A 26314-nucleotide genomic window follows, 5' to 3' on the forward strand; every position below is an offset into this window, starting at 1 on the left:
CTCAATTGTATGATTCTTCAGAAAGGAACATTACTGTTGAATCATATCTATGCCATAATTACGAACGAAGTGTCATCTGGGTTGTGATTTATTTATGGTTATTTTGCGCAAACGAAACTCCGCAAGAAGCAACAATGATGAGACCCATAGCAATCAAAGCACGCAAGCTGACAATCTCTCCTAGCACTATCAGGCCGACGAGGGCCGAGACAGCAGGCTCCAGGCTCATCAAGATTCCAAAGACACGGGCGGAAATTCGTCTGAGGGCCTCTAATTCTAGCGCAAAGGGGATGACCGTTGAGAGAATGGCCACACCCAGGCCCAGCAACAACACGACGGGATTGTTCACAAGTGGGAACAGGTAGCCCGCATCAAACGGTGCAAGCACGATTGCCGCCACGCTCATGCTTAAGGCCAGCCCCACTGTACCGGGAAATGCCTGCCCGACACGCACATTGACAAGAATATATGCCGCCCAACCTGCGCCAGCCGAAAGGGCTAGTACTACGCCCAACGGATCAAGCGCGGCACCTCCGCCTATCGGTGCCAACAAGACGATACCAGCCGCAGCCAGTACGACCCAGAGCAGATCAATCAGGCGTCTTGAGCCGAATAGCGAAACTCCCAGCGGACCGACAAACTCTAAGGTGGTAGCTACACCCAGGGGAATACGTGAAATAGATGCGTAATAGAGCGTATTCATCCCTGCGATAACCAGGCCAAATAGTACTACTACCAGATAGTTGCGCCATGTATAGCCACGCAAGCGTGGGCGAGCCATCACCAGATAGATGATTGCGGCAAAGCCAACGCGCAAGAAGACGATTCCCTCAAAGCTGAGCGTATGAAACAGGCTCTTGGCTATTGCGGCTCCCAATTGCACTGAAAGGATAGATAGGAGCAATAGCAAGGGCGGTGGAAGAAAACGGGTAGCTGCATGCACCACGTCAGCACGCTGTATGGCCTGCTCCTGGCCTCCCGAGGACATATGTAAGGATTGTTCCCAGGCCCTTGGTAAATTAAAAACCTTGCCCATAATTCCCTTTCATATTGAGCCCGCGCCAACCCTACATGGTTACTTATGAGCATGGCAATTTCCCAGAACAGCCTACTTGATGATGGCGAAATATAGTATTCTCTTCGGCTCTGTATTTGTAGAAAATGCATCTACTCTTGTAAGTTGCCCGTAAGTTTCGCTTAGCTATAATAATATGATATATATCTATTTCAAGGTTATAAAGCTATAGGTACCCTGCTTCTAAGCACACTTCTGTGTGACTTTCGTCAACCTTCCCAGAATGCAGGACACCTTAGAATTAATTGTACTTATTTATGTCCCTTGTATTATTGTACTACGAATAAGGGGGTCTTGTCGTCACTCTTTTCTCAGCAATATTGCCTACCCGGCAGAAAATAGGCAGATTGTCTATGATCTACCTCACAATATATGTCTTGCCTTCGTGGTCCTATTTCAAGTACTATAGGAGATAGCGGGGAGATGAACAAAGATGACAGCCTGTTGAAAAGCGATGACAAGGGGTCCAGGGGTCTCCCCTGGCGATGGAACCCTCTCCGGGGGAGAGGTAATGGGGTGTCCCCAAATAATCAGTATTTCAACAGATTTGATATTATCCAGGGCCGCCTTGAGCGTTTCGCGGTGCTCGCTGATTGCCTCTAGAATATATTCTGCTTTTCGCTAAAATTAAGCTGACCATCGTCAGCAACCTCTCCTATGCATATGATTGCACTCGTAGCTTAACAGAGAAAGCGGCAAATTTGGTTCCTGCCAGGCTACATTTTCAAAATTCAAGCCCTCTTTTTCTCCTGCAGGCTTGCGTGGGAAGCTGCAAGCATATCTTGAAGCCATGCGCAGCTATGAAATTTTTAGGCTCTGTTGCATAATTAGTAATGGAATAGGCAATAGCCTGTATAGACTTGGAAAGGGATAGGATAGAAGCAGAACAGCTACTTAAGGTCAGATTTCAATTCTCTCGGGCGACAATTGCTGTGATCAACAATCCTGGCCCAAACACATGGAAAGGTATACTCAACAGATGACTATGAAGTTTCCTATTGGGGTTACAATTTTTTCTCCCAGTGCGCAACAGACGCTTACCATGATCAAGCAAGTGGAGCAACTTGGCATTCCCAGGGTCTGGATACCATCCTGGCCCGTAGGCCTTGACGGCTTAGCTATAGTGACTGCCGCTGCCGTCCAGACCAGCCAGATTGGCCTCGGCACTGCCATTACGATTACCTATCCGCGCCATCCTCTGACGCTGGCTAACGAGGCCCTGGTAGCGGCCGAACTGGCCCCTCAGCGCTTTCGCCTGGGGATAGGAGCCAGTCATAGGCCGGCTATCGAGGGCAACTATGGGCTTGACTTTATGCCGCCTCTTGCACGTTTGCGCGAATATATTACGGTGCTGCGTGGTATGTTGTGGGAGGGACGCAGCGACTTTGAGGGTGAATACTATCGCGTCCACGCTCAATATTCCGCACCGCCGCCGCGAACGCCGATCGCCCTGGCCGCAATGCGCAAGAATATGCTTCGCCTGGCTGGCGAGCTCGCTGATGAAGCGATAGTTATCTGGTCGCCGCTCTCATACCTGAAATCGGTTGTTCTGCCTGCCCTGGAAGAGGGCGCAAAGCTCGCTGGCAGGCCACGACCAAAGCTGATTGCCAGCGCACCGATTGTGCTTGACAAAGATTTTGCTACCGTGCGCCAGATTGCTCAGAACGGCTTCTCGGTTTACAGATCATTTCCGACCTATCGAAGACTACTTGCTGAGGCCGGTTTTTCGCTTACCGCTGATGGCAAGTTGCCAGATGAATTTATCCATGATCACTACATTTATGGAGATCCTGATACGATTCGCCAGCGGCTTTACGCTTTACATGCCGCCGGCGTTGATGAGATCATCACTGGTGTTGGCACCCGCAAAGATCCGGCGCGGGATACCAACGCGATTCTAGAATTACTTGCCAGCCTGTAGGTTCCCTCCCATCAAGCCAGCTCCACACGCGGCCCCGCGCACGGGTCGTGCGTGGAGACTTACAGGCAAGATTATTGATAGTTGGAAGTATTAGCGCACGGCGTCGCCGTGGTAATATGGATATGGCCCCAATCGAAGGGATCGATAGACGATCCGCCGTAATTGGCTGGCAGCCCTACCAGGCAGGGCTTGTAAACAATCGACGATTGTTCCTGATAGATTGGTAACCAGGCTACATCGTTGACCAACTGCTGCTCAGCTTGATGGTATTGCTGCATGCGCTCTTCATTGTTGGCATTGCCATCGGCCTTTTCCATCAATTGTTGGTTGGCAACTTGCTGAGCTACGTTGGCTGCATTATTCTGGCCATAGTTGATATCATTGTCAAGGCTGCCCTTATCAAACTGTAGCGTCAGCCAGTCCTGAGGATCGGGATAATCAGCACCCCAATCAAGGCGCCAGAGCGCGAGGCCCTTAGGATTATTCATCGCCGCAAGGCTGTCGTTGAGCAGCTTGTTGAAGTCAACATCATCTATGCTGACCTTTACTCCAAGTACGCTCTGCCACATCTGCTGCACGACAGCTACCTCATCGCGATAATCTGCGCGGCCTCGCGTCGCGACGCTAAGCGTAAGTGGTGGCAAACTGGCAAGGCTCATACCCTCTTCCTGCAAACCTTCCTTCAATAACTGTCTGGCCTTCTCAGGATTGCCTTTCGTCGATGTTGTCCCATCGGGGCCGGTCAGGTTTGCATAGTAGCCGGGCATGCCCTTGGGCACAAGATGATTGGTAGGGGTAACTGCATCCTTGTAGACGTTGTGGGCGATTCTATCCTTGTCAAGGGCCAGCGCGAAGGCCTGGCGCACTTTGATGTTGTCAAAAGGCTTGACAAGGTAATTCATCTTATAGAAGTAGATAAAGAGCCGATCGAAGTTGTGATATTGCCCGTTCGGGAGAGATCTTGCCCTCTGAACTTGCTCAGGAGGTACCTTTGCGCTGCTTATACGCCCAACCTGATAATCCTTGTAGGCGGTATCAGAATCTTTGTAGAAGGGCATCACAACCTTCTTCAATTGCGGTTTGGGGCCGTAGTAGTAAGGATTGGGCACAAAGGTTACACCGTGATCATGCTCATACTTCTCAACTTTCCAGGGGCCGGCGCTTCCGCCCTCAGTGAGATGATCAGTAAATTTGCTGTCTGTGTACTTATCGATAAGGCTCTTCTCTACGACAAATGCCGTATTGTAGGTAAGGGTATCAAGAAAATAGACGGCGGGCTGAAAGGTAATCAGAACTACAGTTTGTGGATCAGGAGTCTTGATACTATCGCCGATCAATGTGCTGATCTTGCCAGACGCGCGCTTGTCGGCATCCTTGAGCAGGTTTAGATAAATAGGCGCCACGCTTGATTTAAGCTCAGGCTTAAGGGCACGGTCAATGCTATAGGCTACGTCAGCTGAGGTAAGCGGAGTGCCATCGCTAAACTTCAAATTGGGGCGTAGCTTAAAAGTCCAGGTCACACCGTCATGGGCCACGCTATAGGATTGGGCCAGGTCGGGGATAACTTCGTTCTGATCGTTGAGGGTGACAAGACCCGTGAAGTTCATCATGATCGCCGTGATCGAGTTCGCGTCGCTAGCCTTGGCCGGATCAAAAGAGTCGAGATCGGAGATTCCTGGTAAGGGAAGTATGGCGATTTGCTGGTTGTCTGGCGCCATCTCGGCCTTTGGCGCTGTCTGCGCGCCCCCAGAGCTACCGCAGGCGGCCAGCAAGATGGTAAATAAACAGAATATGGTCGGTAACAGCTTATTTCCTGTTGAGGTCTTGATTTTCACGAGTGATTTTCTCCTGCTTGCATTTTGTTGTGGTCACAGGTGTCTTACAGAAAATGTTGGGGATAGCCGTTGCATACCAGGTGTTGAGCATGAAATCTTAGATACTCCACCTCCTCAAGATGGCTTTGGGATACGTATATCCTTCAAGATAGTGCAATCCTTATGGCAAGTATAGCTTTTTTATTAGCGAAAATCAAGTATTCTTTGATTTTTGCTGTAGCAAAAATGGAGTTGATATAGAAGATTTATTAAGTCATCTTTGGAAATTTTATAGAAGATAGAGTTGATATAGAAGATTCATTAAGTCATGTTCATGAAGAGATACAGATGATTAAAAGCATTTTTCTTCTGACTAGGAGCAGAAGAGATAGGAAGAAGAAATAGATACTTCACTCAACAGGCTACCTTCGGCTCTTGATGAGTATATCTGACTCAGAGAGAACGAACCAATCAACGTGAAGGAAGCTCGCTAGGCAAGCTTGCTGCGTTTTGTGCTAAGCAAGCTTTCAACATTATTACAAGTAGTACAAATATCTTATTCTTCGTAAGTATTTTCAATAAAATAATGGTCGATTGCTATAATGGCCTTACAAGAAAAAGTAGTGAGAGAGGCAATAGTATAATGAAGACTGTACAAGTGTTTATCGGGGTGAGCTATCCGCAGACTCCGCCTCTCTTTTCTCCTGCTCGCCCACATGTACTTCTTCTGTGACCCATCTGAGATGAAAGGATGCTCTCTATGATTTCTCTGCACGGAAGATCATCGTTGCCTGTGCACGTCAAGGGCAAATGGGATAAGGCTGTGCGCCTTTGCCCACCTGTTATCAAGGCAAGAGGAGGCTATTGATGCAACACTCCTCACCGCCCACAAGCGCCCCACCGCTCCGTTCGCAGCTCTACGTGCCACGGGTGTTGGCTCCTACACTGCGCCCACTTGATGGGATAGGGCTCTTCTTTTTGGTCCTCTTTTTCTTGACCAACGTGCCCAACATTGTTCCCGCTGGTGTCTCGGTATTTCCTTATTGGGGTATTGGGCTGCTCGGCTTTTTTGTCCCTGCATTGGTGGCAACGGCTCAACTGGCCATCCTTTTTCCATATGCGGGAGGTATTTACGCCTGGACGGCTCATGCCCTTGGGCGCCCCTGGAGCTTTATTGCTGGTTTTTGTGCCTGGAGCCCCAGTATTCCGCTCATTGTGAGTACGCCGGCTCTCTGGATCAGCGTTCTGCAGGGGATCAATCCCCACTGGCTCACCGAATCCTGGCAACAGTTGCTCTGTATTCTGGGTCTCATTCTGCTTTCGGCGGTCCTCTCCCTTCAGCGGGTTCGCCTGATTCTCCGTCTCATGAATGCTGCTGCGCTCTGTATGCTTATTGGTGTGCTGCTCTTTTGCGCAGCTAGCCTTTTCTGGCTGTTTGCAGGTCATGGCCCTGCGGTGAGCTTTAGTCATCCCGCCGATTGGGTACCCAACATTAACCTGGCCACCGGGTCGCTGGCTTCCTTTGGCGTGATCGGGCTGACATTTATGGGCATCGATAGTCCGGCCCGACTGCTGGGAGAAATCCACCCGGACTATCAGCAAGAGGCTGCGCGTCGGCGACTCATCATACGCCATGTGCTTATCGGTGGTCTGCTAGTGTTCTTGTGCTATCTGCTCACTTCGTTTGCCATGCTGGTGCTTGGTGGAAATGCTGCCTTTTATCAGTTGGCTGCCCCGATTCTATTAACCGATCAGATCTTAGGCAAGTTCTGTGGGAGCATCGTGGCAGTGGGTTGGTTAGCCTTTCTACTGTTTGCCACGGTTGCCTACCAGATCACCAATGCTCGCCTGCTCTTTGTCGCAGGTATTGATGAGCGCATCCCTCTCTGGTTTGGGCAGGTTCATCCCCAACGACGCGTGCCGCAGCATGCGTTGCTCTTTCAGACTGTGCTTTCGCTGCTAGCAGCCGGCATAATCTACGGGGTTCTGGCCTATGTCTTTCCCCATTTCTTTGCTCTCAAGCCGGCCGATGCGGCCAATGCCTCTTTGCAAGTGGTTCTGGCGAGCCTTTCTGTCATGTGGATTGTCGCCACTATGTTCCTCTTTTTCAACCTGTTAGCCTTATGCATACGCCGTGCCCTCCCTTCGGCGGGGCCACAACGTCTATTGCCTGCTGGCCTGCTCATGGTGCTCTCGTTCTCTGGCATTGTCTTCGGGTTGCTCTTCATTGCCGATACAATCCTTTATTCCTGGACCCCAACCATTCCGGCGGGAATCTGGGCGTATCTTATTATCGGCTTTGTGCTCATTATCATCATCCTCATGTTGATCTTGAGCTTCTATGGTCGTAGCCAGGCCGACTACGAGGGCCTTAGCCGCACATTTGAAGCGACTGAACAGCTGACTGGCGGGGAGAAAACATCTTCTTGAAGAGGTGGCGAATTCTATCTCTGCAGGAGATGAACATTTGAAACACACTTGACCAGTGTGAAGCTTCTCCCTATACTACAACCAGAACCAAAGGAGCGGTTTTTTCTGTTTCTCCCTTAAGCTTGAACACTTGAGCTTGTAGGGGGAAACAGAGAGATCCCCTTGTTCTTCTCTTTGCGCGCCCTGCGCAGGGAAAGTTCGTCAGCTTTTCTCTTACGCACTATTGTGTAGAAAGGATTCTATGGCGATGACCAGCAATGAACCGCGCGCCTCCTCTGAAAGCCGAACGCTGCATCCCGATGCCCTTGGCCTTGGCAGCGTGCTCTATTTGAGTATGGCTGGTGCTGCCGTCCTGGCGGCAGTGATTACTAATGTCCCTCTCATTGCGTCCCAGGCCGGAGCTAGCGTCCCACTCGTCTTTGTCGCCGCTGGTGTTGGCCTGCTCTCGTTTACCCCTGCTATTGTCTCATTCTCGCGGCGCTCTAGCTCGGCTGGTGGGTTTGCCAGCTGGATTGCCACAGGTCTTGGCACGCGAGCCGGCCTGCTTTCCGGTTGGCTCATGGCCGGAGGCTATACGCTCTTTACGACTTCTGTACTTATCTTACTTGGTTCTCTGCTACAGAGCGCTCTGAGCAGTTATCTGCACTTCAACATTCCTGGCGGCTGGGTGACCTATACTGTGCTTGCCACGCTCCTTACCTTTGGGGCTGCCGTGCTCGATATTTCCCTGGCCTCGCGTGGCGTCGTCATTTTCATGCTTCTCGAACTCATAACTTTGCTAATTCTCGATACGGCGATTACCCTCAAAGGGGGAGCGCATGGCCATGACCTGAGTCCCTGGAGCCTGGCCGGAACAAGCGTGGCCGGAGCCGCGCCGGGAGGGCTGTTGGGCCTGCTGGATGGGATGGTTCTTGGTGTCTGGATGTTTGTTGGCTTTGATACGAGTGCTGTCTATGGGGAAGAGGCTCGTCGTCCGCGTGTGGCTGTCCCGGTTGCTTTGCTCTTCTCCATTCTTGTCTTGCTCTTGCTCTATCTGTGGTCGTCCTACAGCGCGGTAATCGGCTTCGGCTGGGAGCATGCCGCTGACCAGTTGGGTAAGGGCGGCTACCAATCCTCCTATCAGCTGGGAGCCAGGTATGTGGGCGGCTGGTTTGCCGAAGTCATGAACATTCTTAATATTTCGAGCAATCTGGCTTGTGCCCTGGCCTTTGCCCTGGCCTGCGGGCGCTATCTCTTTGACCTGGGACGTAAGCAATTGCTACCTTCCCAGTTGGGGAGCACGCATCCCCGCTGGAAGAGCCCACATAAAGCGCTCCTGGTCCAGGCTCTATTCACGTTGGTCCTGGTCCTGCTGCTGGCTCTCGTGCAGCAGAAAACTCAGGCGGATGGGGGCACGAGCTATCGTCTGAGCTTGTCACTGGGTGAGGCCGGCTGGAGCCAGACCGATGGGACCAATCCCTATCTCTGGTTGTCTACGACTGGAACGATGGCCATTCTTCTGGTCTATATTCTTGTGAATCTTGCGGCCGTGAGGGCCTGGCTGCGCCAGGATAGGCAGGCAGGAAGGCTAAAGCTTCCTTCACTCGTGTGCTCAGCGCTTGCCTTGCTCAGTTCGCTGATCTTTGCCTTGCCCCTGGCTTCTTTTATCTTGCCTGCTATTCCTGGAACAGTGGGAAACTACTTTACGAGCCTTGGTTTTGCCGCCACTCCTTTCCCTTTGAATATTTTGCCTCTGCTCGTGTTGCTCTGGGTTCTAGGAGGAGCCCTTCTGCTCTTACGTCTGTCGTCTCGCACGCAGCGGACGCCCGCAGAGAGTGTGCAGGAAGAGTAACATAACAAGCAGCAGCTATGGTCCGAGCAGGGATTGAATGTAGATGCAATGGGTAGCCCGGCTCTCCCTCTGAAAGTTTGCGGGTGTGAGCCCTGGGCAGTTTAGAGATGATGCTCTTGAGGAGAAGGTGTCAGGCCCTCCTCAAGAGCGCTGTTGCTGGTCTTGCCTGGCATATGGCTGCACCAGGCAGCGACTAACCATAAAAAATCCTTATCGCCATTATAGCCTTTATGAACTTGTTTTATCGACTGGGGCACAGTATGCTAAGAACAGCATCATTGAGAAGAAGGAGAAGAGCCCGTGCTACAGATCAAACAAACTTTAGAGGCAGCTTTGAACAGGCAGTATCCGTGTCCCAAGGGGATACCCGGACGCCTGATTGGAGAATTAATGGTGCGCCAACACAAAATAGAGACGCACTGGAGCGTCTCTTTGGCTGATGTGCAGTCGACAGATTGTGTTTTAGAATTGGGCTTTGGGGCTGGCAAGGCTATTGAACTCTTGGCCGCAAGAGCCAGGCAGGGACAGGTCTATGGCCTCGATATCTCGCCGACAATGGTCAAGCGGGCAAGCGAGCGCAATTCACGGGCCATCAGGGCCGGGCGGGTTATCTTGCGGCAAGGAGATATCGCGCAGCTTCCTTTTGCCGACTGCCAATTCGATACAATTGTCAGCATTCATACTTTCTACTTCTGGTCTGATCCACAAGCTGTCTTCACTGAAATCTTGCGCGTCCTCAAGCCAGGTGGCAAGCTTATTTGCATCCTGGCTACCGGGAAAATGGGCGAGAGCGACTACTATCAATCGATAGTAGATACCCAGACGCTTCCCCTGATGCGCAGCCTTGGCTTTACAGATGTCTCAACCTGCCAGGGCCCACTCTCGCGCCAGTTCAAAATTCTCGCCATGCTTGGCAGCAGGCCCGTGGCTTCTTGACTTGCGCTAAATTATGATGAAGATATACTTTTTCATCACACTTCTGCTTTATGCTACCTGCTGTAAAGAAAAGCTCTTGACTTAGAGTATACTCAAAGGTTTATGCTATTGAGTATGAGTAACGAATACACTATCCAGCAAGCAGCCGAGCTTACAGGCATTAGCACACATACGTTGCGCTACTATGAGCGTATTGGCCTGCTTATACCGGTTGGGCGCTTAGATAATGGCTATCGCTATTATACTGATGACGACCTGGCCAACATACGCTTTCTCAGCCTGTTGCGGGCTACTGGTATGCCCATTCGCCAGATGACAAGGTTTGTAGAGCTGGGCCGGGCGGGCGACGAAACGCTTGACGAGCGCCGTGCTCTGCTGGCCGAACATCGCGATGAGCTCATGCAGCATTTTGAGCAGATCCAACGCTGCCTGCATGCTGTGAACAAAAAAATTGCTCACTACGATGGACTGGCAGTAGATTGCTCAGACGAGGACCAGGGCTACTGGGAGCTGCGCTTGCGTGGGCAACAGTTGCATAAAGTTGGCGAGCCGGCCGCAGGACTATAAGCTTTCTCATCCGTGGCTTTCGATAGAAGAAGCAAGGATATAGAAGCTATTTGTAGGCATTCTTTAATGCAAATGATAATGGAAGAAGTAAAACGTCAATGACGAGCAGCAATGATTCTGAAGCAGAGATGCAGGCTAATACCCCATCTCTCCCTGCCGTGTTTTTGCAGCCGGGCGAGGGAGAGTTAATAGATTATCGCGACGGTGATACCCTCACTCGTGCTGGCCTCGGGCGAAGCGACAGGAGGCGCCTTCAGCGTTGTTGAACATCGTTTGGCCCCTGGTGGGGCTGGCTCTCCTCCGCCGCATCGTCATAAGCAGCTATGCGATGCTTTCTATATCCTCGAAGGTACGCTCACGTTACGAATCGGCGATCGCCTGGTTTCTGCCGGTGCTGGAGCCTTTGCTTGCTTTTCGCCTGGCGTTGTCCACTCATTTGCCAACCACAGCAATAAAGAAGTGAGGGTCCTTAATATCAATGCGCCAGGCGGCTGGGATCGGGTATTGCGTGCCCTTGCTACAGCTAGCCTTGCAGAAACTGTCACCTCGCAAGAAGTAGGCGAGATTTCCAGCAACTTTGACATGGAGGTAATTGCTGAGTAGCAACTTGTAGAGGTCTAAGCTTATTCTGCGCCCTGCTTAGCAGGCGCTAAGCAAGAAATTGACTTCAATAAGCCCTGCCTCAGCGTTGATATTCTGGCAGGGCTCTCTATTTAGCTCTCGATACCTGGAACTGGCTGGTGATAGCAAACATAGGCTTCTTTAGTACAAGCCTGCTTTTGTAGCCAGGAACCGATGCGCACCAACAACTGTCCTACCTTACCCACTAGCGGCCATATGCGTGATGGGCGAGGCGGCTTGTTTGCCTCTGGTTTATGTTCGCGTTTCATTTGCTCGCGAGTGCGGATTGTATAATACCAGCCCGACATCTGATGCGAGGGGTCCATGGGTCACCTTTCCTCCCTAATTTTAAGAGTGCATTGCCAATAACAAATATACTATCGCTTGCAGAAGAAAGCTTCTCCTGAATTGCTCTTTAATAAGTAGATTTCGATTCTTGCCACAGAAACTTGTCGAATTGTCGACTCTACTCATTTCTCAAGTTGCAAAGCCAGTATGTGTCAAGAAGTATTGGTACTTCTATCACCATTCCAAGCATATACCTTTAAGTATTCTCTAAGTCAATACCTGAAACGGCAATCCTGGGGCAAAAAGGCTTAATTTACCACAAGGATGTGCTAGCAAGCAGAACCTTTTGCGAGCAATGTTTTATTTCCCTGACATGTACCCGCAAAGCGTCAAAGCTTTTTAGGCCTTTCTAAAGCTCAGGATCGTGAAGAATGGAAAGTGATAGCCTTCAGGGATTAAGGTCTCGCGGCGGCGCTGGAAACTGCCTTCGGGCGTGGGCACGTCTACCAGTTGCTCTAACTGGAATCCGGCGGCGAAACTGGCAGTGAGATATTCTTCCAGCGTGCGGTGATAGAAATGAACCTTTACTCCTGCCTCTGCCAGGCCTCGGTAAGGAAATACCTGGCCGGAGTCGGCAAAGTAATCAGTTGTGTGACCGCGCACCATCAGGGAATAGGGATTGTTCATGAAAAGGACCAGGCGGCCAGTTTGCTTGAGCACAGATCCTAGCGTGCGAAGAAAGCCACGATAATCATAGACATCATTGAGGACAAAGAAGCTGGCAGCCAGATCAAAGTGCTCAAGATAGGCAGGCAAGGGCTGGCTGAGGTCAGCTTGCTGGTAGTTTATCTGGCCGACAGCTTCTTTGGTGCGCGCAAGCTCAATCAGTCTTGGGGCAACATCTATGCCGGTCACGTGCGCGCCGCGCTGGGCGAGGATACGCGACAGATAGCCTTCGCCGCATCCTGCATCGAGTACCGTCAGGCCTGAAACGTCCCCAACTACCTGCAGGAACCGTGCCATAATTGAGTTGGGTTCTACCCCGGTCTTTTCCTGCCTTGTCATCATTTGTGCGTATTCAACTGCACACTCGTCATATGTATTTTTGCTTGGGAACATTGCTTGTATCCTTTCATAGTGGAAATGCTGGAAAGGGCCAGGGCCGTGGCTCTGCTCATAGGCGGAGAAACAGTATATATCTTCGTTAGTACTAGCAAAAAGGCAGGAGCTTGCTGCCCCTGCCGATTTGTGTACCTAAACTCTTCCTGGCTACAATAGCGCTTATGTAAGCGTCTCAGCAGGCGCGCAAGTTGTTTTTTTGTGGCTTCCTCACTTTTGCCGATGATGAGCGCGATCTCCGGGATGGTGAGCCGGGCCGCAAAGCGCAGGGCCAGCAGTTCCCGCTCTTGACGAGAAAGCCTGTCAAGTAGCTGGCGCACACGTTCAATGCTTTCTGTCGCGATCACGATCTCTTCTGGGTTAAGCCCTACAATTGCAATATCAGAGAGAGTTTCCCACGAGGCTGAGGGGCGAAGGGCGCGCAAAAAATCTATAAGCCGATGGTGAGCGATGCTAAATAGCCAGGTAGCAAAAGAGCCTCTTCCCGCTTGATAGCCAGATAGGTGCATCCAGACCTGGAAGAAGACCTGTTGCGTTAGATCGGCGGCATCCTCCTCATTTTTGAGATGGGCGCGGAAATAACTATACACACGCATATGGTATTGAGCATAAATACTCTCAAATGGAGGGGGCTGGTCTGGAGCCTGTTTCTGGTTGGCCGGCTGGCAATTCAGTAAGCTCATAATTTCCTCTCTCTACATTTTCTTATTGTAATATACGTAGCTTCTGGCCAAAGGGGACACCTGTATGTAGGTTTTTTGTTAAGCGGCTCACAAGTTGTGCAATGTGAAAAGCGCAAAATCTGAGAAGTTTTTTGCCTGCTTTCCTGTTAGGCTTGCTCCATCAATACCGCGAAGCCTCTCTTACTGGTCAAGATAAGTTTCGGTCAGGAAAGGTTGACAACTCTGGCAAATCTTTTCAATTGGGTGGAGATACCAAGCAGCGATTTTGAACGCGCCAAGACCTTCTATCGTACGCTTCTGAGTGTTAAAGAGGAGCTACAGCAGCCACCAATGGGCGATATGCTCTATGCCTTCCTTCCCATGGAACCGGGTGCGGTCGGTGGCGCGCTGGTCAAGCACGAGAATTATCACCCTGGGCAGGGTCAAGGCGTATGTGTATATCTGATAGTTAAGGGAGAAATGAATGCTACGCTCTCAAGGGCGGAAGCGGCTGGCGGAACGGTGGTAGTTCCTAAGATGTCTCTCAACGAAATGGGCCCTGGCTATATGGCGCAAATTATCGATAGCGAGGGCAATCGCATCGGCCTCTGGTCAGAGGAGTAAGCAAGCTCGCGGCGAAGCTTGAAAAAACGAAAGTGAAACTGACATCAGGAAGAATGCCAGTTTCACTTTTATGCGTATATTACCAGCGGTTGTGATGGATGATTTTGTCCATCGGCATGCGCGGGCCGGGTCGGAAATCGGTGCCTAGCGTATAAGCGACGGGAATAAGGGCTGCCTGCGTTACCTCTTCATAAGGAATAGAGAGAACCTGGGCGGCCTCTTGCTCATAGAGCAAATGTAATGTTGTCCAGCATGTGCCAAGCCCCCGGGCTCGTGCCGCGAGCATGAAATTCCACACCGCTGGGAGGATCGAACCCCACGTAGAGGCCTGGGCCGACGTCTCCAGGGTGTTGAGACGACCATAAAAACAAGGCACAATGAGTACAGGTGCTTCGTGCATGTGATCGCTCAAATAGGTGGACGAGTCGTGTACGCGCTTCATCGTCTCCTCGTTGGCGGCCCGTGTCGCGGTGGCGCCGGAGGCCAATAGTCGCTGCTGATAAACCTGCCAGCCCTTTTTGTAGACTGCGCCTAAAGCCTTGCGCTGCTCCTGATCTGTTACCACAATAAAATGCCACTGCTGACGATTGGAGCCGGTGGGGGCTTGTACGGCCAGTTCCAGACATTCGTTAATGAGCTCCGGCTCTACAGGCCGCGTGAAATCCAGGCGCTTGCGTACCGAGCGCGTAGTAGAAAGTAGCTCATCAAGCGAAAGGTCTAATAAAGACATTGCAAAGTTTCCTTTCCTGAATTTATCTGCTGTATTTCTCCTCATGGGGCGTTCTTGTGTTAGTTTTTCTGCAGCCTGTCGGCTGCGTCAAGGGAAGAAAAAAATTGGGAATCTGGCCCGACAAAAAGGTACATCAGTTCTGACATAAGATCTATAGCTCCCTTATGAAGGAAGTATAGACTTTTCAAGAAAGCAACGTCAAGAAAATTGAACTATTGAGATTTGCTTGTGGCTTGATGTAATATATCTCAATAGAGGCAAAATTGCATGAGAAGATATTGAGAGGCAGCTTGCTATTGACCTGGGCATATAATGTGGTAGATGGCTCGCAGCCGCGTTGTTGACAGCCCTGAGCAGCCATGATACCATTGCCAGGGCGCCGGGGGTTCATTCACCAACTATTGGTAAGAGTTCTTCCCGCATTCTTAAACTTTTGCATGAACTGATGCAAGCTGGCGAAATCAGCCAGACGGAACTTCAGCAACGCCTGGGCATAGAAGGTGCGCTACTTGGCGCGCTTCGCTATATAAATGGATGCGATAGGTCTGATTACGCGCCACGTGGTTCCTGAAGATAATCGCTTTCCCTGCTAAATCTCACCTGACAAGGCAACGGCTGTATTGGCCTCAGAAGCATTAGAGTTCCGGCTCCTTGAGGGCTGGCCAGGCAGAGCAAGGGAACAGAGGGCAGGCCATGAAAGCATTTTCAGGGTGATCTCTCATGTTGGCAAGAAAGGATATAAGATGTATAGTCCTCTACCCCAGAGCAGTGAGGAGTTTGAACAACTACAATGGGCTGAGATTGAGCCGTGGTATCGTGAGCTAACAGCCACAGCGCTCTCGGCGGAAAACCTGAAAGAGTGGCTGGGTCAGTGGTCGCAGTTGAGCGCGCTGGTTGATGAGGCAAATACCTGGCTGGAAGTCTTAACTACGTGCAATACAGCTGATGAGGCTATTTCGCAGCGCAGGCAGCGTTTCCTTGATGAGGTTTTCGCGCCTGTGCAGAGCTATGATCAGCAGCTCAAGCAGCAGTTGTTGGCCAGCGGATTGGAGCCTGAGAACTTTGCGGTTCCTCTGCACAATCTTCGGGTAGATATCGATCTTTTCCGCGCTGAGAATGTTCCACTTTTAAATGAGGAAAAGAAGTTCAACGAAGAATATATGAGCATTACTGGCGGGCGCACTGTCGTGTGGGAAGGGAAAGAGGTGCCTCTCTCGGCCCTTGACCCGCTGCTCCTGGACCCTGATCGCGCGCGCCGCGAACAGGCCTGGCGAACAATGGCCGATTGTAGGTTTGAGGATCGCGCGGCCCTCCATGAAGTCTGGATGAAGAACTTGCGCTTGCGTCAGCAAATTGCCAGTAACGCCGGCTACGATAATTATCGTGCTTATCGCTGGCAGCAGCTCTATCGCTTCGACTATACGCCAGACGATTGTAAGCAATTTCACGAGGCTGTTGAGCAGGTTATAGTACCCGTCAACGTCCAGCTGGCTGAAAAGCGGCGCCAGCTGCTCGGCTTGGAGACCCTGCGCCCCTGGGATTGTCAGGTTGACCCACGCGCCAGCCAGGCCCCACGTACCATTGATGATATTGATGCCCTGCTGCGCCAGTGTGCCGAGATGTTTGCGCAGATTGATCCTGCCCTTGGCAATTATTTCGACACTTTGATTAAAGAGCAGTGCTTCGATCTAGATGATCGCGCCAATAAGGCGCCGGGTGGCTATAATCTCGTGCGGGAGGTTAAGCACTTGCCGTTCATCTTTGGGCACCTGAGAACCATTATGGAGGTCATATACCTGGTTTTCCACGAGGCCGGTCACGCCTTTCATGGCTTTGAGTCGAGCCATCTGCCCTACATGCAGCAGCGCAGAGAAAGCATGGTTCCTATAGAATTTGCTGAAGTTGCCTCGACAAGCATGGAATATGTTGGCAGTGTGCATCTTGCCTCCTCGGGACTCTGTTCTAAGGATGAGGCCCGCAGCTTGCGCCTGCGGCACCTGGAATCCACGCTGATGGATCTGGCGACGATTAGTCGTGGCGATGCTTTCCAGCATTGGGTCTATGAGAATCCTGAGCAGGCTATGGATATGGAGGCGGTCGATAAGAAATGGGCGGAACTGAACAGGCGCTTCGAGCCATTTGTGGACTGGAGCGGGCTGGAGGCAGCCGGTAGCATTGGCTGGCAACACATTTTGCACTTCTTTGAGGTTCCGTTCTACTATATCGAGTACGCCTTCGCTACCATTGGGGCGCTGCAAGTCTGGCGCAATTATCTGCGCGATCCGCAAGACGCGCTTGCGCAGTATAAACACGCGCTCTCGCTGGGCGGTACGCGCTCCCTGCCCGAGCTTTACGAGGCAGCAGGGGCAAAATTTGCCTTCGATACTGCTACTTTGCAGGATATCATTCATCTCGTGACTGAGCAGAGGAACAGCTTAGAGCAAGAGGCCAGTTAGCTGGCTCATTTGCGGCCTTAGCTGGCAACTCTGCGTGGAGGCAAACTGACGTTGTGACGATGCAGGCCTTCAGGGCCTGCTCTGGCATATGGAACAGAGAAGCGGGAAGAAGGTTTGAGCTGCTTCCCGCTCTATTTTGTGCGCCGCAAGGGTTTCGCCAGGCAAGATCTTTTCCTGCCAACTACAGGCTGACATGTCTTTGGTGGGATAGGTTATATGGACTTAGCCATGAACCAGGCGGCTATCGGTGGGAGCTTGCTCGCGCTCAAGCATCCCATAATCGCGCACCACGCCAGCGATTCTCAAGCGATAATCCTGAAAAATCTCCTTACGACCCTTGATCTGTGCCATGCGATGCTCTTCCAATTGGCGCCATTCTTCAATAGCTTTCTCCGCTCTCGCCTGTTTTCATCTTTATCCTAAGAGGGCGACGCGTATATTTGCCGGCCGATAGCTGAACGGCCCACTAAAATTTTTAGGATCGATTCCGCTAGCAATCAACTGCTCAACGCCGGCCAGAGCTATGCTTTTGGCCAGAAGCTCACCGGCGCAGGCATGGGCAGCGGCACCAAAGGTGAAGATGCGCCGATCCTTGCGCTGAATGTCGAATAGGTCGGGTTGCGCGTTGGCTTTCGGATCGCGATTCGCCGCGGCCAGCAGGACCAGAACGCTCTGTCCGGCTTTCATCTGCTGCCCCGCCACAAAACTATCATCGGCAAGGAAGCGGCGCGTATTCTGTATGGATGGATCATAGCGCAAAACCTCTTCGAGTACCAGCGGGAGCAGGCCTGGCTCGTTGCGTACCTGCTCCCAGACATCCTGCTGAGTGCTCAGGGTAACGAGCGTGTTAGTAATTAGGCCTGCTGTTGCCTCATAAGCCTGGAAAAAGAAGCCTATGCTATTAGCAATGGCTGCATCGCCACCGTGATTGCCGGAGCGCTTGAGCTTCTGAGCCAGGGTGGCCAGAAGGTTGCAATCTTTGGTGCTCTGCTGGGTGCTCAGGATAGTGTCGAAGAGATCCCATAATTTATCGGCAGCTGCCTTGCCGCGCGCAAGCTGCTCGTGGCTGCTGGACGGAGCAATGCAGTAGATGAAATCGCCAACCCATTCGGCAGTCTCTGGCAATTTGTTCTGGGGAACGCCCAAAAGGCTGGCAACGACATACACTGATAAGCGGTAAGCAAAGTCCATAAGATGCAGAGAAGAAACCTTTAGGGAGAGCTCGGCAGCGAGAAAGCTAGCCCATTTGTGGCTCTCTTCGCTAATGCTGAGCGTATTGAGTGGCTGCAATGTTGCGACCACAGCCTGCTTGCGCGTACTATGCCGCTCCCCATCATTCATGCGTGCAAGCTGCTGAAATATTGTGGCAGCCCAGGAACCAAACAGGGCTCGGGGAACCGGCTCCGTCAATGGCCGCACTCGGCAGAGCTCGCTCTGCAGAACCTCGCTCACCGCAGCTGCGCTTGCTGCGACCCAGAGTCCCAGCGCCTCGTCATAATAGATGGGTTTGTGTGCTACCAGATCCGCGTAATAGGGATAGGGATCAGGATGCGTCACGGCCTCAATTGGATTTTTCGGAAAAGTCATCATAACAATCCCTTTTTCTCTTTCATTACAGGTATGTATCCATCTCCAGCGTATGAACCAAGTATACCGGTACATAGTCCATTTGTCTAATAGATAGTGTTTATCCTGGCCATCAGTTATACTGATGGGGAGATACAAATGAGGGAAGAGCGTATGGAATTGAGCGAGATAGAGGCCTTTGTGACGATTAATCGGGTTGGCGGTTTTACGCGGGCCGCTGGAGTTTTACATCTATCACAGCCGGCAATTAGCCGTCGCATTGAATTGCTGGAACGCGAGCTGGGTGCGCCTCTCTTCGAACGTATCCCCGGCGGCGTTCGTCTGAGCGAGGCTGGCAAAACTTTTCTGCCTTATGCTCAGCAAATTCTTGCCACTGTAGGCGATGGCCTTGCTGCAGTCCACGGGCTTGAAGAGGAGGGACAGGGAACTATCAGGCTGGTCCTGGTAGGAACTCTGGCCAGTACACAATTGACAGCCCAGCTGCAAGCCTTCCGCACAACCTATCCCCAAATTCGTTTGCTACTGCACACGGCTCGTAGCGATGAGGTAAGTACGCTGGTTTTGCAGGGCGATGCTCATCTTGGTCTGCGCTATTTCATAGATCCTCGCCCAGAAATTCACTCCCAGACGGTTACGCACGAGCCTTTACTCGTCGCTTGTGCCGCGCATTCTCATCTCGTCAAGAATACGCCAACGGAGCCCGAGGGCGTAAGCGGTGTGCCCTGGGTGAGTTTTCCGCTTGGCTCGGGCTCACCTGGCGAGCCATTTGCGCGCATTCTCGAACGGCTGCTATTGCGCTGGGGATTAGAGGAGGCCGAGCGCATTATTATCGATAGCCTGACGGCGCAGAAACGCTTGATCGAGGCGGATTTTGGGATTGGTCTCGTGCCGGCCAGCAGCATTGAAGAGGAGCTTCGCCTCGGTACGCTGCGCGTGCTTCCTATTGAAGCTCTGCAAACTGAGGCACCGGTAATGGTAATCCATCGCCGTCAGGCCTACCTCAGCCGGGCTGTACGCCTGCTCCTGGTCATGTTGACGCACCAGGCCGAATCAGTCTGAGGAAGTCCCTAAAGCTCTACCCCTGCATCTCTATTTCAGCCGTGCTGCCCAGACTGCTCTTCTTACCAGCATGATGCACTTAGGATTAGGCGTCATGCTCTACGGTTAGAGCCAGGCACAATGCCCGGCTCCATACCGAGAGTCGGCTCGGCAAGATCAAAGGGAATTTGCTATATCCCTTTTTTAACCCAGAGTGAGATCCAACAAGGTGAAATCCACTTTATCCTTAGTAGAAGGATAGTTCCACAGTTTCGTGCCGTCGTTTGTCAACATCCCCATTACCGTATTATCTGTGGTTTGAAGATAGACGGCGCTACCACTGGCAGCCAGTAAATTAGTTGAGCCGTAGATGGCAAAAAGATACCAGGCTCCGTTCTGACACCAGCGCTTCTGGCCTCTGACGCTATCAAAGACGCAGGTTGGGTCATCATTATTAGAGGAAGCGGATAATACATAGATGTTCCCATGAGCAGGCTGAGCAAAGAGCAGAGAGGAAAATTGCCAGAGTTGAGAACCGTTTTCTACCGAGAGAGCTGTTGCGCTCTCAGTGTGATTAGCCTCATTTTCGCTGTAGACGACAATTGCTCCATTATCGATAAAAAATTCGAATGGATCAACTTTTTCCCCCGTGGGTGTTTTTACTGAGCTGCTCCAGAGAATTTGCCCATCTTGTAGAGAGAGCTTATCGACCTGCAAGCTTTTTTCATACGAATTGGAGAGAAGGACGTAGGCGGCCTGCTCCGTTACATCAACGGTATAGGGTTGCATAATTTGGCCTTGCCCAGGATAGACATGTTTCCAGAGGGCCTTGCCAGATTTGGGGCTGAACGCATAGACGGAGTAACAAGGGGAGACGACGCCACAAAGATTGGGATCATCGTGTTCGGGTAGGACAGTGATTGCTGCCTTGCTTGAGACTCTCACCTGCCCTTTATCGGTCACCTCGCTATACTTCATTTCCCAGGCCTTCTTGCCAGTACTTGCCTCATAGGCATACAAAAATTCCTGGCCGGCCAGGTAGACAGTCTGATTGCAGACAGAAAGGGCGTTAAACGTGGCTTGTTTCGGTAAGCTCCATAGTTGCTTGCCTGTCGCTGCATCAAAGGCCGCTGCCTGGCTGAAATTGTTAGTTCCACTTTGTTTATAGTTCGCAAAATAGGCCACAACCCCATCGGAAGCCTTCACTACATAGTCAAAAAAATCCTGGCTACCCAGATCCTTGCTCCAGATTTTCTGCCCCGAGGCAGGATTGAGTGCCGTGAGCGTGAGAGACTCCTGGTGCGTATTGAGTTGGGATTGAGGGACGGAGAGAAGATAGAGGTTCTTTGGCTTCTCTGGCTGATAGGGGCATCCCCCCGTTTCCTGGGGATTACTGCTGTCCGGTGGCAGCTTTACCGCCGTGGGTGTTGGAGATACCTTAGGGGTGGGAGATGGGCCTTGTTCCTGCGTTAGAGGGTTGCTGCAAGCGGTGAGCAGGACCCCCAAGATGCAGAGCAGTGCCACACCGGCAGAGAAACAACTACAAAATCTTGAACAGCTTGTCCGGCGTTGAACCATACATTCAAATCCTTCTTCTAAAAGTATCATAGAATGGCGTACTAATCCTGGCACAGCTTGTTCTCATCTATCATGTTAGTAAAGAACCGCTGAGCTACTATCCTAAAAAACTATGCTGTTTGTGATCTTAAAGGGCCTGTCGAATGCAATGCTATGATATATTTCACATTTTGACTGTATGAAACTAGCAAGGGCATACTTCGGGACATGTACCTTTCTCTTGACACCTCAGGTGGTGTCAAAAGGCTAATTTTATATGAAGAAAGGCTAATTTCATGGATGTTTAATAACCAGAAACTATAGTATGTCAAAATACATCAGGAATATTCTAGAAATTAGCGCTATACTGAGGATATGGCCGTTTGCGCCACACATAAGGGCTAATCCTCTTTTCTGGTTGCGCGGAACCCTATTTATGCTCAGCTATTCTAGCCGCTGAAATAGGGGCCTGGCAAACCTATCCTGATTTTTAAAGAGGGCAAACCGTGAAACTATTGCTTCGTTCTATACTATTCTGGCTGATTCGTATAATTGGTAAGACCAGTACATTTACTCTGCGCCGTCGCTCGTATTTTACTAAACAAGGTAGGGTACCTCGTATTCTCCTTGTCCATCCTGGTCACCTTGGGAGCGTCATCCTGGCTACCCCCGTGCTTCATGCGCTTAAATCTCAGGTACCATATGCACACATCAGCATGATAGTCAGTTCAGTCAACCGTGAATTAATTGAGCATCATCCCGATCTTGATCAATTGTTAATCTGCCCCTTTCCTGATCGACGGCTAGGGAACAATCATTTTATCCGCTCGTGGCTCTTGCTAGTGATTCGAGCTTTACAATTGCGCCGAGAACAGTATGATCTGGCCATCAATCTGAGCCGGGTCAACTACTGGTGGGTCTCGGCCCTGCTGGCTTTAAGTGGAATACCGCGCAGGGTTGGCGCAGAAACACGTTACGGTTCGCAGTTTCTCACTACAGCGGTCGAACTGCTAGACTATGAGCATGCCACAGTCTCCTTACTGCGCATAACCAGCGCTGGATTACAGGCTCTGGGCTACAAGCCGCTTGAAGAGCCATACACTGTCGAGCGCTATCCTTTGTACTTTAAATCCACAGATGAGGATCAGCAACGCGTAGCTGAGTTGCTCAAGGAACAGGGAATTGCTGAAGATGCTCATTTAGTTATCATTCAGGCCGGCACCGGGGGCAACGCTAAGCTCTGGACAACTACCGGCTGGGCCGCGTGCGCTACTCGCTTGCATCGGCGCTTATCTGCAGCCGGCGTGCCGGTCAACATTATCTTAACGGGATCGCACCGAGAATACCCGTTGCTCAAAGAGATTGCCGACCATATGGAGATTCCCGCCACGCTTATCTCTCAGGTGACGCTTGGCCAATTGGCTGCGCTTTTTGCGCGGGCTGAGATAGTTCTGGGCGTCGATAGCGGAGCCTTGCACCTGGCCAGCACGCAGCAAACCGCGACCGTAAAGATCTTTGGCCCGACCGATTACCATGTCTATAGCCAATGGGCCGATGCAAAGCTGCACTCCATGCTTGCTGCCGAGCAGCGTTGCCCCACCTGTCCAGATATTCCATGTGGGCGCATGTACCTGCCGTCCAACCTACCTGACGAATTTACCTGTATGCGCCAGATCTCAGAGCAGCAGGTTTATGCCGTAGCCTGTCGGCATTTGACTCATCTTTTGCCCGAGAAGCAAGTGTGTAGAAAAATTGGTTGAAGCCTGGTTCCAGATCTTAAATTACATATACCGTGAAGCTCTTTTGTAGTGTTTATGCTCGCTTGGATTGCACAAAGGGATCTGGGCCTTACGCAAGAAAAGTTCCACTTCCTGCCTCTGCCAGGCATTTCATAGCCCTTCTGGTCTATTAGATGGTAGCGAAAGAGGCATCAGGGGTGTCAAGGATCTTGCGGAGGTGGTAAAGTATAGATTGATTTTAATACAACGTGCAATGAACAAGGAGCATAGCTTGTGCCCAGATTTCAACCTTCTTGTGGCATGTTTCTACATATCGGATCGCTGAAATTTGAGTTTATGCCTCAGCCTCTCTCCTCTCAAAAGAAGGAGACAGTTTTTGTATTGGAGGGGGGAGAGGCATTTATCTATAAGATCCGCAACATCGAGACAAAGAAATTGTATGCACTTAAGGTGTTAAAACCTGCGTATTGTGGTAAGCATATAGCCTATATTACTGATAAGACAGTTCCGCTCTCTAACATTCCTGGTTTCTTTCTGGTGCGTCGTCTTTGCATCACTACGCAGAATTATCCTGAGTTGATAAAAGCTTTTCCCGAGCTGGAATATGCCATCTTAATGCCCTGGGTTGAGGCGCCAAGTTGGCGATGTTTGTTATTAGATCAAGCTGCCAGCGAGCGCTACACGCTTATGGAGGCCCGTTACCTGGCTCTGGCTACCGCACGAGCTCTCAGTAGTCTTGAAGCCTGTGGATGGGCTCATACTGATATTGCCGGTGGGAATATTTTGCTTTCTCCTGACCGCAAACGCATAGAGCTTTTGGATTTTGAAGGGATGTATGTGCCGGGCATGCCTGAGCCCAGGAGGCTGAGCCGGGGCTCACCTGGCTATCAACATCGCCATCTGGGCCCACAAAGGCAGTGGTGCATGGAGGGCGATCGCTTTGCCGGGGCCATACTTTTGACTGAGATGCTGACCTGGTGGGAACCACGGGTACGTACGCGCGCCGCCGAATATACGGAGACGCTCTTCTGTGCTGAGGAGTTGCAGGTGCCTGATACGCCTATCTGGCAGGCTGTACGCAATGTATTATATTTCTTACATCCCGATATTCTTGCGCTTTTCGATCAGGCCTGGAACTCGCTGACGCTGGCGGCATGCCCTGATCTTGCTACCTGGACAAAGGTCTTAGTCTCAGTACTTGCTTGACGATCTCCAAATCAATTTTATTTTTTTGCCCTTTGTCTTTATTTGGAGCTTGCGTTTCTGGCTCTATGCTAATTTTACTTATAGAGAGGTCAGGAGAGGAAATCCTGGCCCCTCTTCATTGAGCACCTATAGAGAGGGCTGCGTTAAGACCAATGTTGCCAGCGCACAATCTCGTCTAAAGGCTTGCGTCCACCCTTTTTGGCGGGACGGGATTTCTCTTGCTGGGTTGGATAACCAAACGAGAGAACGATCTGGCAGGTCAGGTTGGCAGGAAGTTGAAGGGCCTCACGCGTCTTGTCTTCGTATTGCATCGAGGTGACACATGAGCCGATGCCCAGATCCCAGGCAGCTAGCTGCATATAGGCGGCAGCCTGTCCCAGATCGAAGCTACGAGCCTGGTCACCCTCATTAGGAACAAGTGCTATAGCAAAGGCGGCGTGCGGGATATGTCCCGCGTACATTCCACCTTCTGCCAGCCGTTGAAGCCTCTCGCGTTCACTAACTACAATAAAATACCATGGTTGGGTATTCCTTGAACTTTGGGCACGCCGTCCCGCGTTTAATACAGCGCGGATATCCTCTTCAGAGGCCGTTTGCTGACTATACTGGCGCGTGGCGCGCAGCGTGCGAATCAGTTCCGCGACCCGGGACTTTCCTTCTGCTTCAGACATGATTCTATTCCCTTCTCAAGGTTTCAATATTCTATGTAACGCATGTACAGCTTCCATCATTCTGGATGCCTCAAGGCCGGATACCATTGTGCACCCGCTTACTCTTTCATTGTATTCTCTAGAAAGTAAAAAGACGCGCGCTTTATTGCTCATTTACCGTATATTTTTGCCCTGGCAGGCCGCCAATGAAAGGAGCCAGAGCTAAATGCTCAATGATTGAGGAGGAGCATCGAGGACCGGGGGCATGCCCGCTGCTGCTGGGGCAGGAGAGAGAAAGAAGAGGCCTCGCGCTTTACGTAGGGTAGAGGGAGCCTGCCCCAGGACAACTTTACAGGCCTCAGTAAACTGTCGGCTTGAACTAAAGCCGCTGCGATATGAGATTTCTTCTATGCTCAGGCTTGTCGTAAAAAGGAGCTGCAGAGCATGGTTTAAGCGCTGTTGTCTGAGGTAGTGGCCGGGTGTCGTGCCAACTTCTTGTTTAAAGCGGCGCGAGAAATAGAAAGAGCTAAGTCCAATTGTGCTGGCTATATTCTCTAAAGCGAGGGAGGAGCAGGCATGGTGCTTTTCTAATAGCCTCATTGCTTGTAATATCCCATCGCTTGCATGCCTCAAGGCGGATGGCTGCATTGGCACTGTTGGCGCGGGAAATCCTGGCCTGGCTGTGCTCCGTAAAAACGTAGCTAATACTAGCTGCAGGTGAAGAGATATAATATAGTTAGAGGTTTGCCCACAGCGCCGAACCTCTTGCAAAAGCTGGTAGAGCGCATTCTGTAGTTGAGGAGGGCAGGGGAGAATGCTAGCATGCGGTGCCTTGAATGCACAATTTTTATAGAGTTCTTGCCAGACTCGTTCTACCATTTCCTTGCGAAATATTACGAAAATCGTTTCAAGCTCGCTAGCAATATGATGAGCGTGCTGAATATAGGGGCTTGTCCAGATGACATGTAATGGTGGAACTGGATGCCAATTGCCATCGAGATGAATTTCCTGCATGCCCTGGCAGACGAGCTCCAGGGTATACATATCATCAAAATGTGGCCCTGTCCGGCTATCCTTGACCCGTAAAGGTTCATAGCCAATCAGGCTGTGAGCATCGCGCCAGAGAATGTAAGAGCAGGTGTTGAGAGGTACAACCGGGATCTCATTAGTGTGTTGTATCATGCTGGAGACCTTTCTCTGTGGCAAATAGTTGTAGTTGTGTTGGTTACTTTGGCAAAAAACCAGCAGTTCAAGTTACTCATTATAGAGTTATAACATTGCTAGCCCTGGCCAGGCTTCCTGACCGATGTTGTACTGAAACTTACGTCTTTGCTGTCGATAGCTATCTGCCCACGCTTCGGGTCTGCAAGCTCCATTTGCGCCTCCTTCAAGATGTTGCCCTAAAGATCCTATTAGTATCTTTTATGATACTATGGCACAGGATTGTGCGTACTTCACATAAG

General features: G+C 51.1%; 22 protein-coding genes and 1 pseudogene. 12 read left to right on the forward strand and 11 right to left on the reverse strand.

The genetic code is table 11. The annotated features are described in order from the left end of the window. Positions 1–88 precede the first annotated feature (88 nt). Positions 89–1036, reverse strand: a complete 948-nt coding sequence (locus EPA93_RS09535) for an EamA family transporter (protein ID WP_207229491.1) — start codon at positions 1034–1036, stop codon at positions 89–91. A 1018-nt stretch (positions 1037–2054) separates the two neighbouring features. Between EPA93_RS09535 and EPA93_RS09540 the strand changes: the two genes are divergently transcribed. Next, on the forward strand, positions 2055–2996 hold the full coding sequence (locus EPA93_RS09540; protein ID WP_129886835.1) for an LLM class flavin-dependent oxidoreductase: 942 nt from the start codon (positions 2055–2057) through the stop codon (positions 2994–2996). 71 nt (positions 2997–3067) lie between these two features. Here EPA93_RS09540 and EPA93_RS09545 read toward each other — a convergent pair whose 3' ends face one another. Beyond that, positions 3068–4831: a peptide ABC transporter substrate-binding protein gene (locus EPA93_RS09545; protein ID WP_242527360.1), complete on the reverse strand. Its 1764-nt coding sequence runs from the start codon at positions 4829–4831 to the stop codon at positions 3068–3070. An 846-nt stretch (positions 4832–5677) separates the two neighbouring features. Between EPA93_RS09545 and EPA93_RS09550 the strand changes: the two genes are divergently transcribed. From EPA93_RS09550 to EPA93_RS09570, 5 genes are all read left to right on the forward strand, one after another. Further along, complete coding sequence (locus tag EPA93_RS09550) at positions 5678–7240, forward strand: APC family permease (RefSeq protein ID WP_129886837.1); 1563 nt, start codon at positions 5678–5680, stop codon at positions 7238–7240. A gap of 247 nt (positions 7241–7487) precedes the next feature. Then, positions 7488–9071: an APC family permease gene (locus EPA93_RS09555; RefSeq protein ID WP_165422984.1), complete on the forward strand. Its 1584-nt coding sequence runs from the start codon at positions 7488–7490 to the stop codon at positions 9069–9071. A gap of 300 nt (positions 9072–9371) precedes the next feature. After that, positions 9372–10007 carry a class I SAM-dependent methyltransferase gene (locus tag EPA93_RS09560; RefSeq protein ID WP_129886841.1) on the forward strand — a complete coding sequence of 212 codons (636 nt, stop codon included), beginning with the start codon at positions 9372–9374 and terminating at the stop codon, positions 10005–10007. Positions 10008–10121: 114 nt separating this feature from the next. Then, positions 10122–10574 carry a MerR family transcriptional regulator gene (locus EPA93_RS09565; protein ID WP_129886842.1) on the forward strand — a complete coding sequence of 151 codons (453 nt, stop codon included), beginning with the start codon at positions 10122–10124 and terminating at the stop codon, positions 10572–10574. 204 nt (positions 10575–10778) lie between these two features. Then, positions 10779–11177: a cupin domain-containing protein gene (locus EPA93_RS09570; RefSeq protein WP_165422985.1), complete on the forward strand. Its 399-nt coding sequence runs from the start codon at positions 10779–10781 to the stop codon at positions 11175–11177. A 110-nt stretch (positions 11178–11287) separates the two neighbouring features. On the opposite strand, the gene EPA93_RS09575 is transcribed toward EPA93_RS09570, so the two are convergent. From EPA93_RS09575 to EPA93_RS09585, 3 genes are all read right to left on the reverse strand, one after another. After that, positions 11288–11521 carry a hypothetical protein gene (locus EPA93_RS09575; RefSeq protein WP_129886846.1) on the reverse strand — a complete coding sequence of 78 codons (234 nt, stop codon included), beginning with the start codon at positions 11519–11521 and terminating at the stop codon, positions 11288–11290. Positions 11522–11882: 361 nt separating this feature from the next. Further along, positions 11883–12602 carry a class I SAM-dependent methyltransferase gene (locus EPA93_RS09580; protein WP_129886848.1) on the reverse strand — a complete coding sequence of 240 codons (720 nt, stop codon included), beginning with the start codon at positions 12600–12602 and terminating at the stop codon, positions 11883–11885. Continuing rightward, complete coding sequence (locus tag EPA93_RS09585; RefSeq protein ID WP_129886850.1) at positions 12548–13285, reverse strand: RNA polymerase sigma factor; 738 nt, start codon at positions 13283–13285, stop codon at positions 12548–12550. Before EPA93_RS09585 ends, EPA93_RS09580 begins: the two co-directional genes overlap by 55 nt. A gap of 213 nt (positions 13286–13498) precedes the next feature. Between EPA93_RS09585 and EPA93_RS09590 the strand changes: the two genes are divergently transcribed. After that, positions 13499–13888 (forward strand): VOC family protein, encoded by a 390-nt coding sequence (locus EPA93_RS09590; RefSeq protein ID WP_129886852.1) that lies wholly within the window; start codon positions 13499–13501, stop codon positions 13886–13888. A 79-nt stretch (positions 13889–13967) separates the two neighbouring features. Here EPA93_RS09590 and EPA93_RS09595 read toward each other — a convergent pair whose 3' ends face one another. Further along, a complete protein-coding gene (locus tag EPA93_RS09595) occupies positions 13968–14618 on the reverse strand; it encodes a nitroreductase family protein (RefSeq protein WP_129886854.1) in 651 nt (216 codons plus the stop codon). 337 nt (positions 14619–14955) lie between these two features. Between EPA93_RS09595 and EPA93_RS09600 the strand changes: the two genes are divergently transcribed. After that, on the forward strand, positions 14956–15189 hold the full coding sequence (locus tag EPA93_RS09600; protein WP_129886856.1) for a hypothetical protein: 234 nt from the start codon (positions 14956–14958) through the stop codon (positions 15187–15189). Between the two features lie 172 nt (positions 15190–15361). Continuing rightward, a complete protein-coding gene (locus EPA93_RS09605; RefSeq protein WP_129886858.1) occupies positions 15362–17074 on the forward strand; it encodes a M3 family oligoendopeptidase in 1713 nt (570 codons plus the stop codon). A 222-nt stretch (positions 17075–17296) separates the two neighbouring features. Here the strand turns inward: EPA93_RS09605 and EPA93_RS50280 are convergent. Continuing rightward, positions 17297–17473, reverse strand: a pseudogene (locus EPA93_RS50280) (antibiotic biosynthesis monooxygenase); the annotation flags it as partial. Positions 17474–17488: 15 nt separating this feature from the next. Beyond that, positions 17489–18664 carry a cytochrome P450 gene (locus EPA93_RS09615; protein ID WP_165422986.1) on the reverse strand — a complete coding sequence of 392 codons (1176 nt, stop codon included), beginning with the start codon at positions 18662–18664 and terminating at the stop codon, positions 17489–17491. Positions 18665–18799: 135 nt separating this feature from the next. On the opposite strand from EPA93_RS09615, the gene EPA93_RS09620 reads away from it, so the two are divergent. Further along, the gene (locus EPA93_RS09620; RefSeq protein ID WP_129886862.1) at positions 18800–19720 is read left to right on the forward strand and encodes a LysR family transcriptional regulator; all 921 of its coding nucleotides are present in this window, start codon (positions 18800–18802) and stop codon (positions 19718–19720) included. Positions 19721–19903: 183 nt separating this feature from the next. On the opposite strand, the gene EPA93_RS09625 is transcribed toward EPA93_RS09620, so the two are convergent. Beyond that, positions 19904–21277: a PQQ-like beta-propeller repeat protein gene (locus EPA93_RS09625; RefSeq protein WP_165422987.1), complete on the reverse strand. Its 1374-nt coding sequence runs from the start codon at positions 21275–21277 to the stop codon at positions 19904–19906. A 485-nt stretch (positions 21278–21762) separates the two neighbouring features. On the opposite strand from EPA93_RS09625, the gene EPA93_RS09630 reads away from it, so the two are divergent. Next, positions 21763–23016 carry a glycosyltransferase family 9 protein gene (locus EPA93_RS09630; protein WP_129886866.1) on the forward strand — a complete coding sequence of 418 codons (1254 nt, stop codon included), beginning with the start codon at positions 21763–21765 and terminating at the stop codon, positions 23014–23016. A 252-nt stretch (positions 23017–23268) separates the two neighbouring features. Further along, complete coding sequence (locus EPA93_RS09635) at positions 23269–24201, forward strand: serine/threonine-protein kinase (RefSeq protein ID WP_129886868.1); 933 nt, start codon at positions 23269–23271, stop codon at positions 24199–24201. Positions 24202–24344: 143 nt separating this feature from the next. On the opposite strand, the gene EPA93_RS09640 is transcribed toward EPA93_RS09635, so the two are convergent. Beyond that, positions 24345–24872, reverse strand: coding sequence for a nitroreductase family protein (locus tag EPA93_RS09640; RefSeq protein ID WP_129886870.1), 528 nt, complete (start codon positions 24870–24872; stop codon positions 24345–24347). Positions 24873–25073: 201 nt separating this feature from the next. Continuing rightward, positions 25074–26033, reverse strand: a complete 960-nt coding sequence (locus EPA93_RS09645; protein ID WP_129886872.1) for an AraC family transcriptional regulator — start codon at positions 26031–26033, stop codon at positions 25074–25076. Positions 26034–26314: the final 281 nt, after the last annotated feature.

The sequence above is a fragment of the Ktedonosporobacter rubrisoli genome (genome assembly GCF_004208415.1).
Taxonomy (GTDB): Bacteria; Chloroflexota; Ktedonobacteria; order Ktedonobacterales; family Ktedonobacteraceae; genus Ktedonosporobacter; species Ktedonosporobacter rubrisoli.

Coding starts and splice junctions, on each gene's coding strand:
- EPA93_RS09580 (WP_129886848.1), bottom strand. CDS start 12,602: ATGTTCCCAAGCAAAAATACATATGACGAGTGTGCAGTTGAATACGCA.
- EPA93_RS09585 (WP_129886850.1), bottom strand. CDS start 13,285: ATGAGCTTACTGAATTGCCAGCCGGCCAACCAGAAACAGGCTCCAGAC.
- EPA93_RS09625 (WP_165422987.1), bottom strand. CDS start 21,277: ATGGTTCAACGCCGGACAAGCTGTTCAAGATTTTGTAGTTGTTTCTCT.
- EPA93_RS09595 (WP_129886854.1), bottom strand. CDS start 14,618: ATGTCTTTATTAGACCTTTCGCTTGATGAGCTACTTTCTACTACGCGC.
- EPA93_RS09550 (WP_129886837.1), top strand. CDS start 5,678: ATGCAACACTCCTCACCGCCCACAAGCGCCCCACCGCTCCGTTCGCAG.
- EPA93_RS09615 (WP_165422986.1), bottom strand. CDS start 18,664: ATGATGACTTTTCCGAAAAATCCAATTGAGGCCGTGACGCATCCTGAT.
- EPA93_RS09575 (WP_129886846.1), bottom strand. CDS start 11,521: ATGGACCCCTCGCATCAGATGTCGGGCTGGTATTATACAATCCGCACT.
- EPA93_RS09620 (WP_129886862.1), top strand. CDS start 18,800: ATGAGGGAAGAGCGTATGGAATTGAGCGAGATAGAGGCCTTTGTGACG.
- EPA93_RS09605 (WP_129886858.1), top strand. CDS start 15,362: ATGTATAGTCCTCTACCCCAGAGCAGTGAGGAGTTTGAACAACTACAA.
- EPA93_RS09645 (WP_129886872.1), bottom strand. CDS start 26,033: ATGATACAACACACTAATGAGATCCCGGTTGTACCTCTCAACACCTGC.
- EPA93_RS09535 (WP_207229491.1), bottom strand. CDS start 1,036: ATGGGCAAGGTTTTTAATTTACCAAGGGCCTGGGAACAATCCTTACAT.
- EPA93_RS09540 (WP_129886835.1), top strand. CDS start 2,055: ATGACTATGAAGTTTCCTATTGGGGTTACAATTTTTTCTCCCAGTGCG.
- EPA93_RS09555 (WP_165422984.1), top strand. CDS start 7,488: ATGACCAGCAATGAACCGCGCGCCTCCTCTGAAAGCCGAACGCTGCAT.
- EPA93_RS09565 (WP_129886842.1), top strand. CDS start 10,122: ATGAGTAACGAATACACTATCCAGCAAGCAGCCGAGCTTACAGGCATT.
- EPA93_RS09640 (WP_129886870.1), bottom strand. CDS start 24,872: ATGTCTGAAGCAGAAGGAAAGTCCCGGGTCGCGGAACTGATTCGCACG.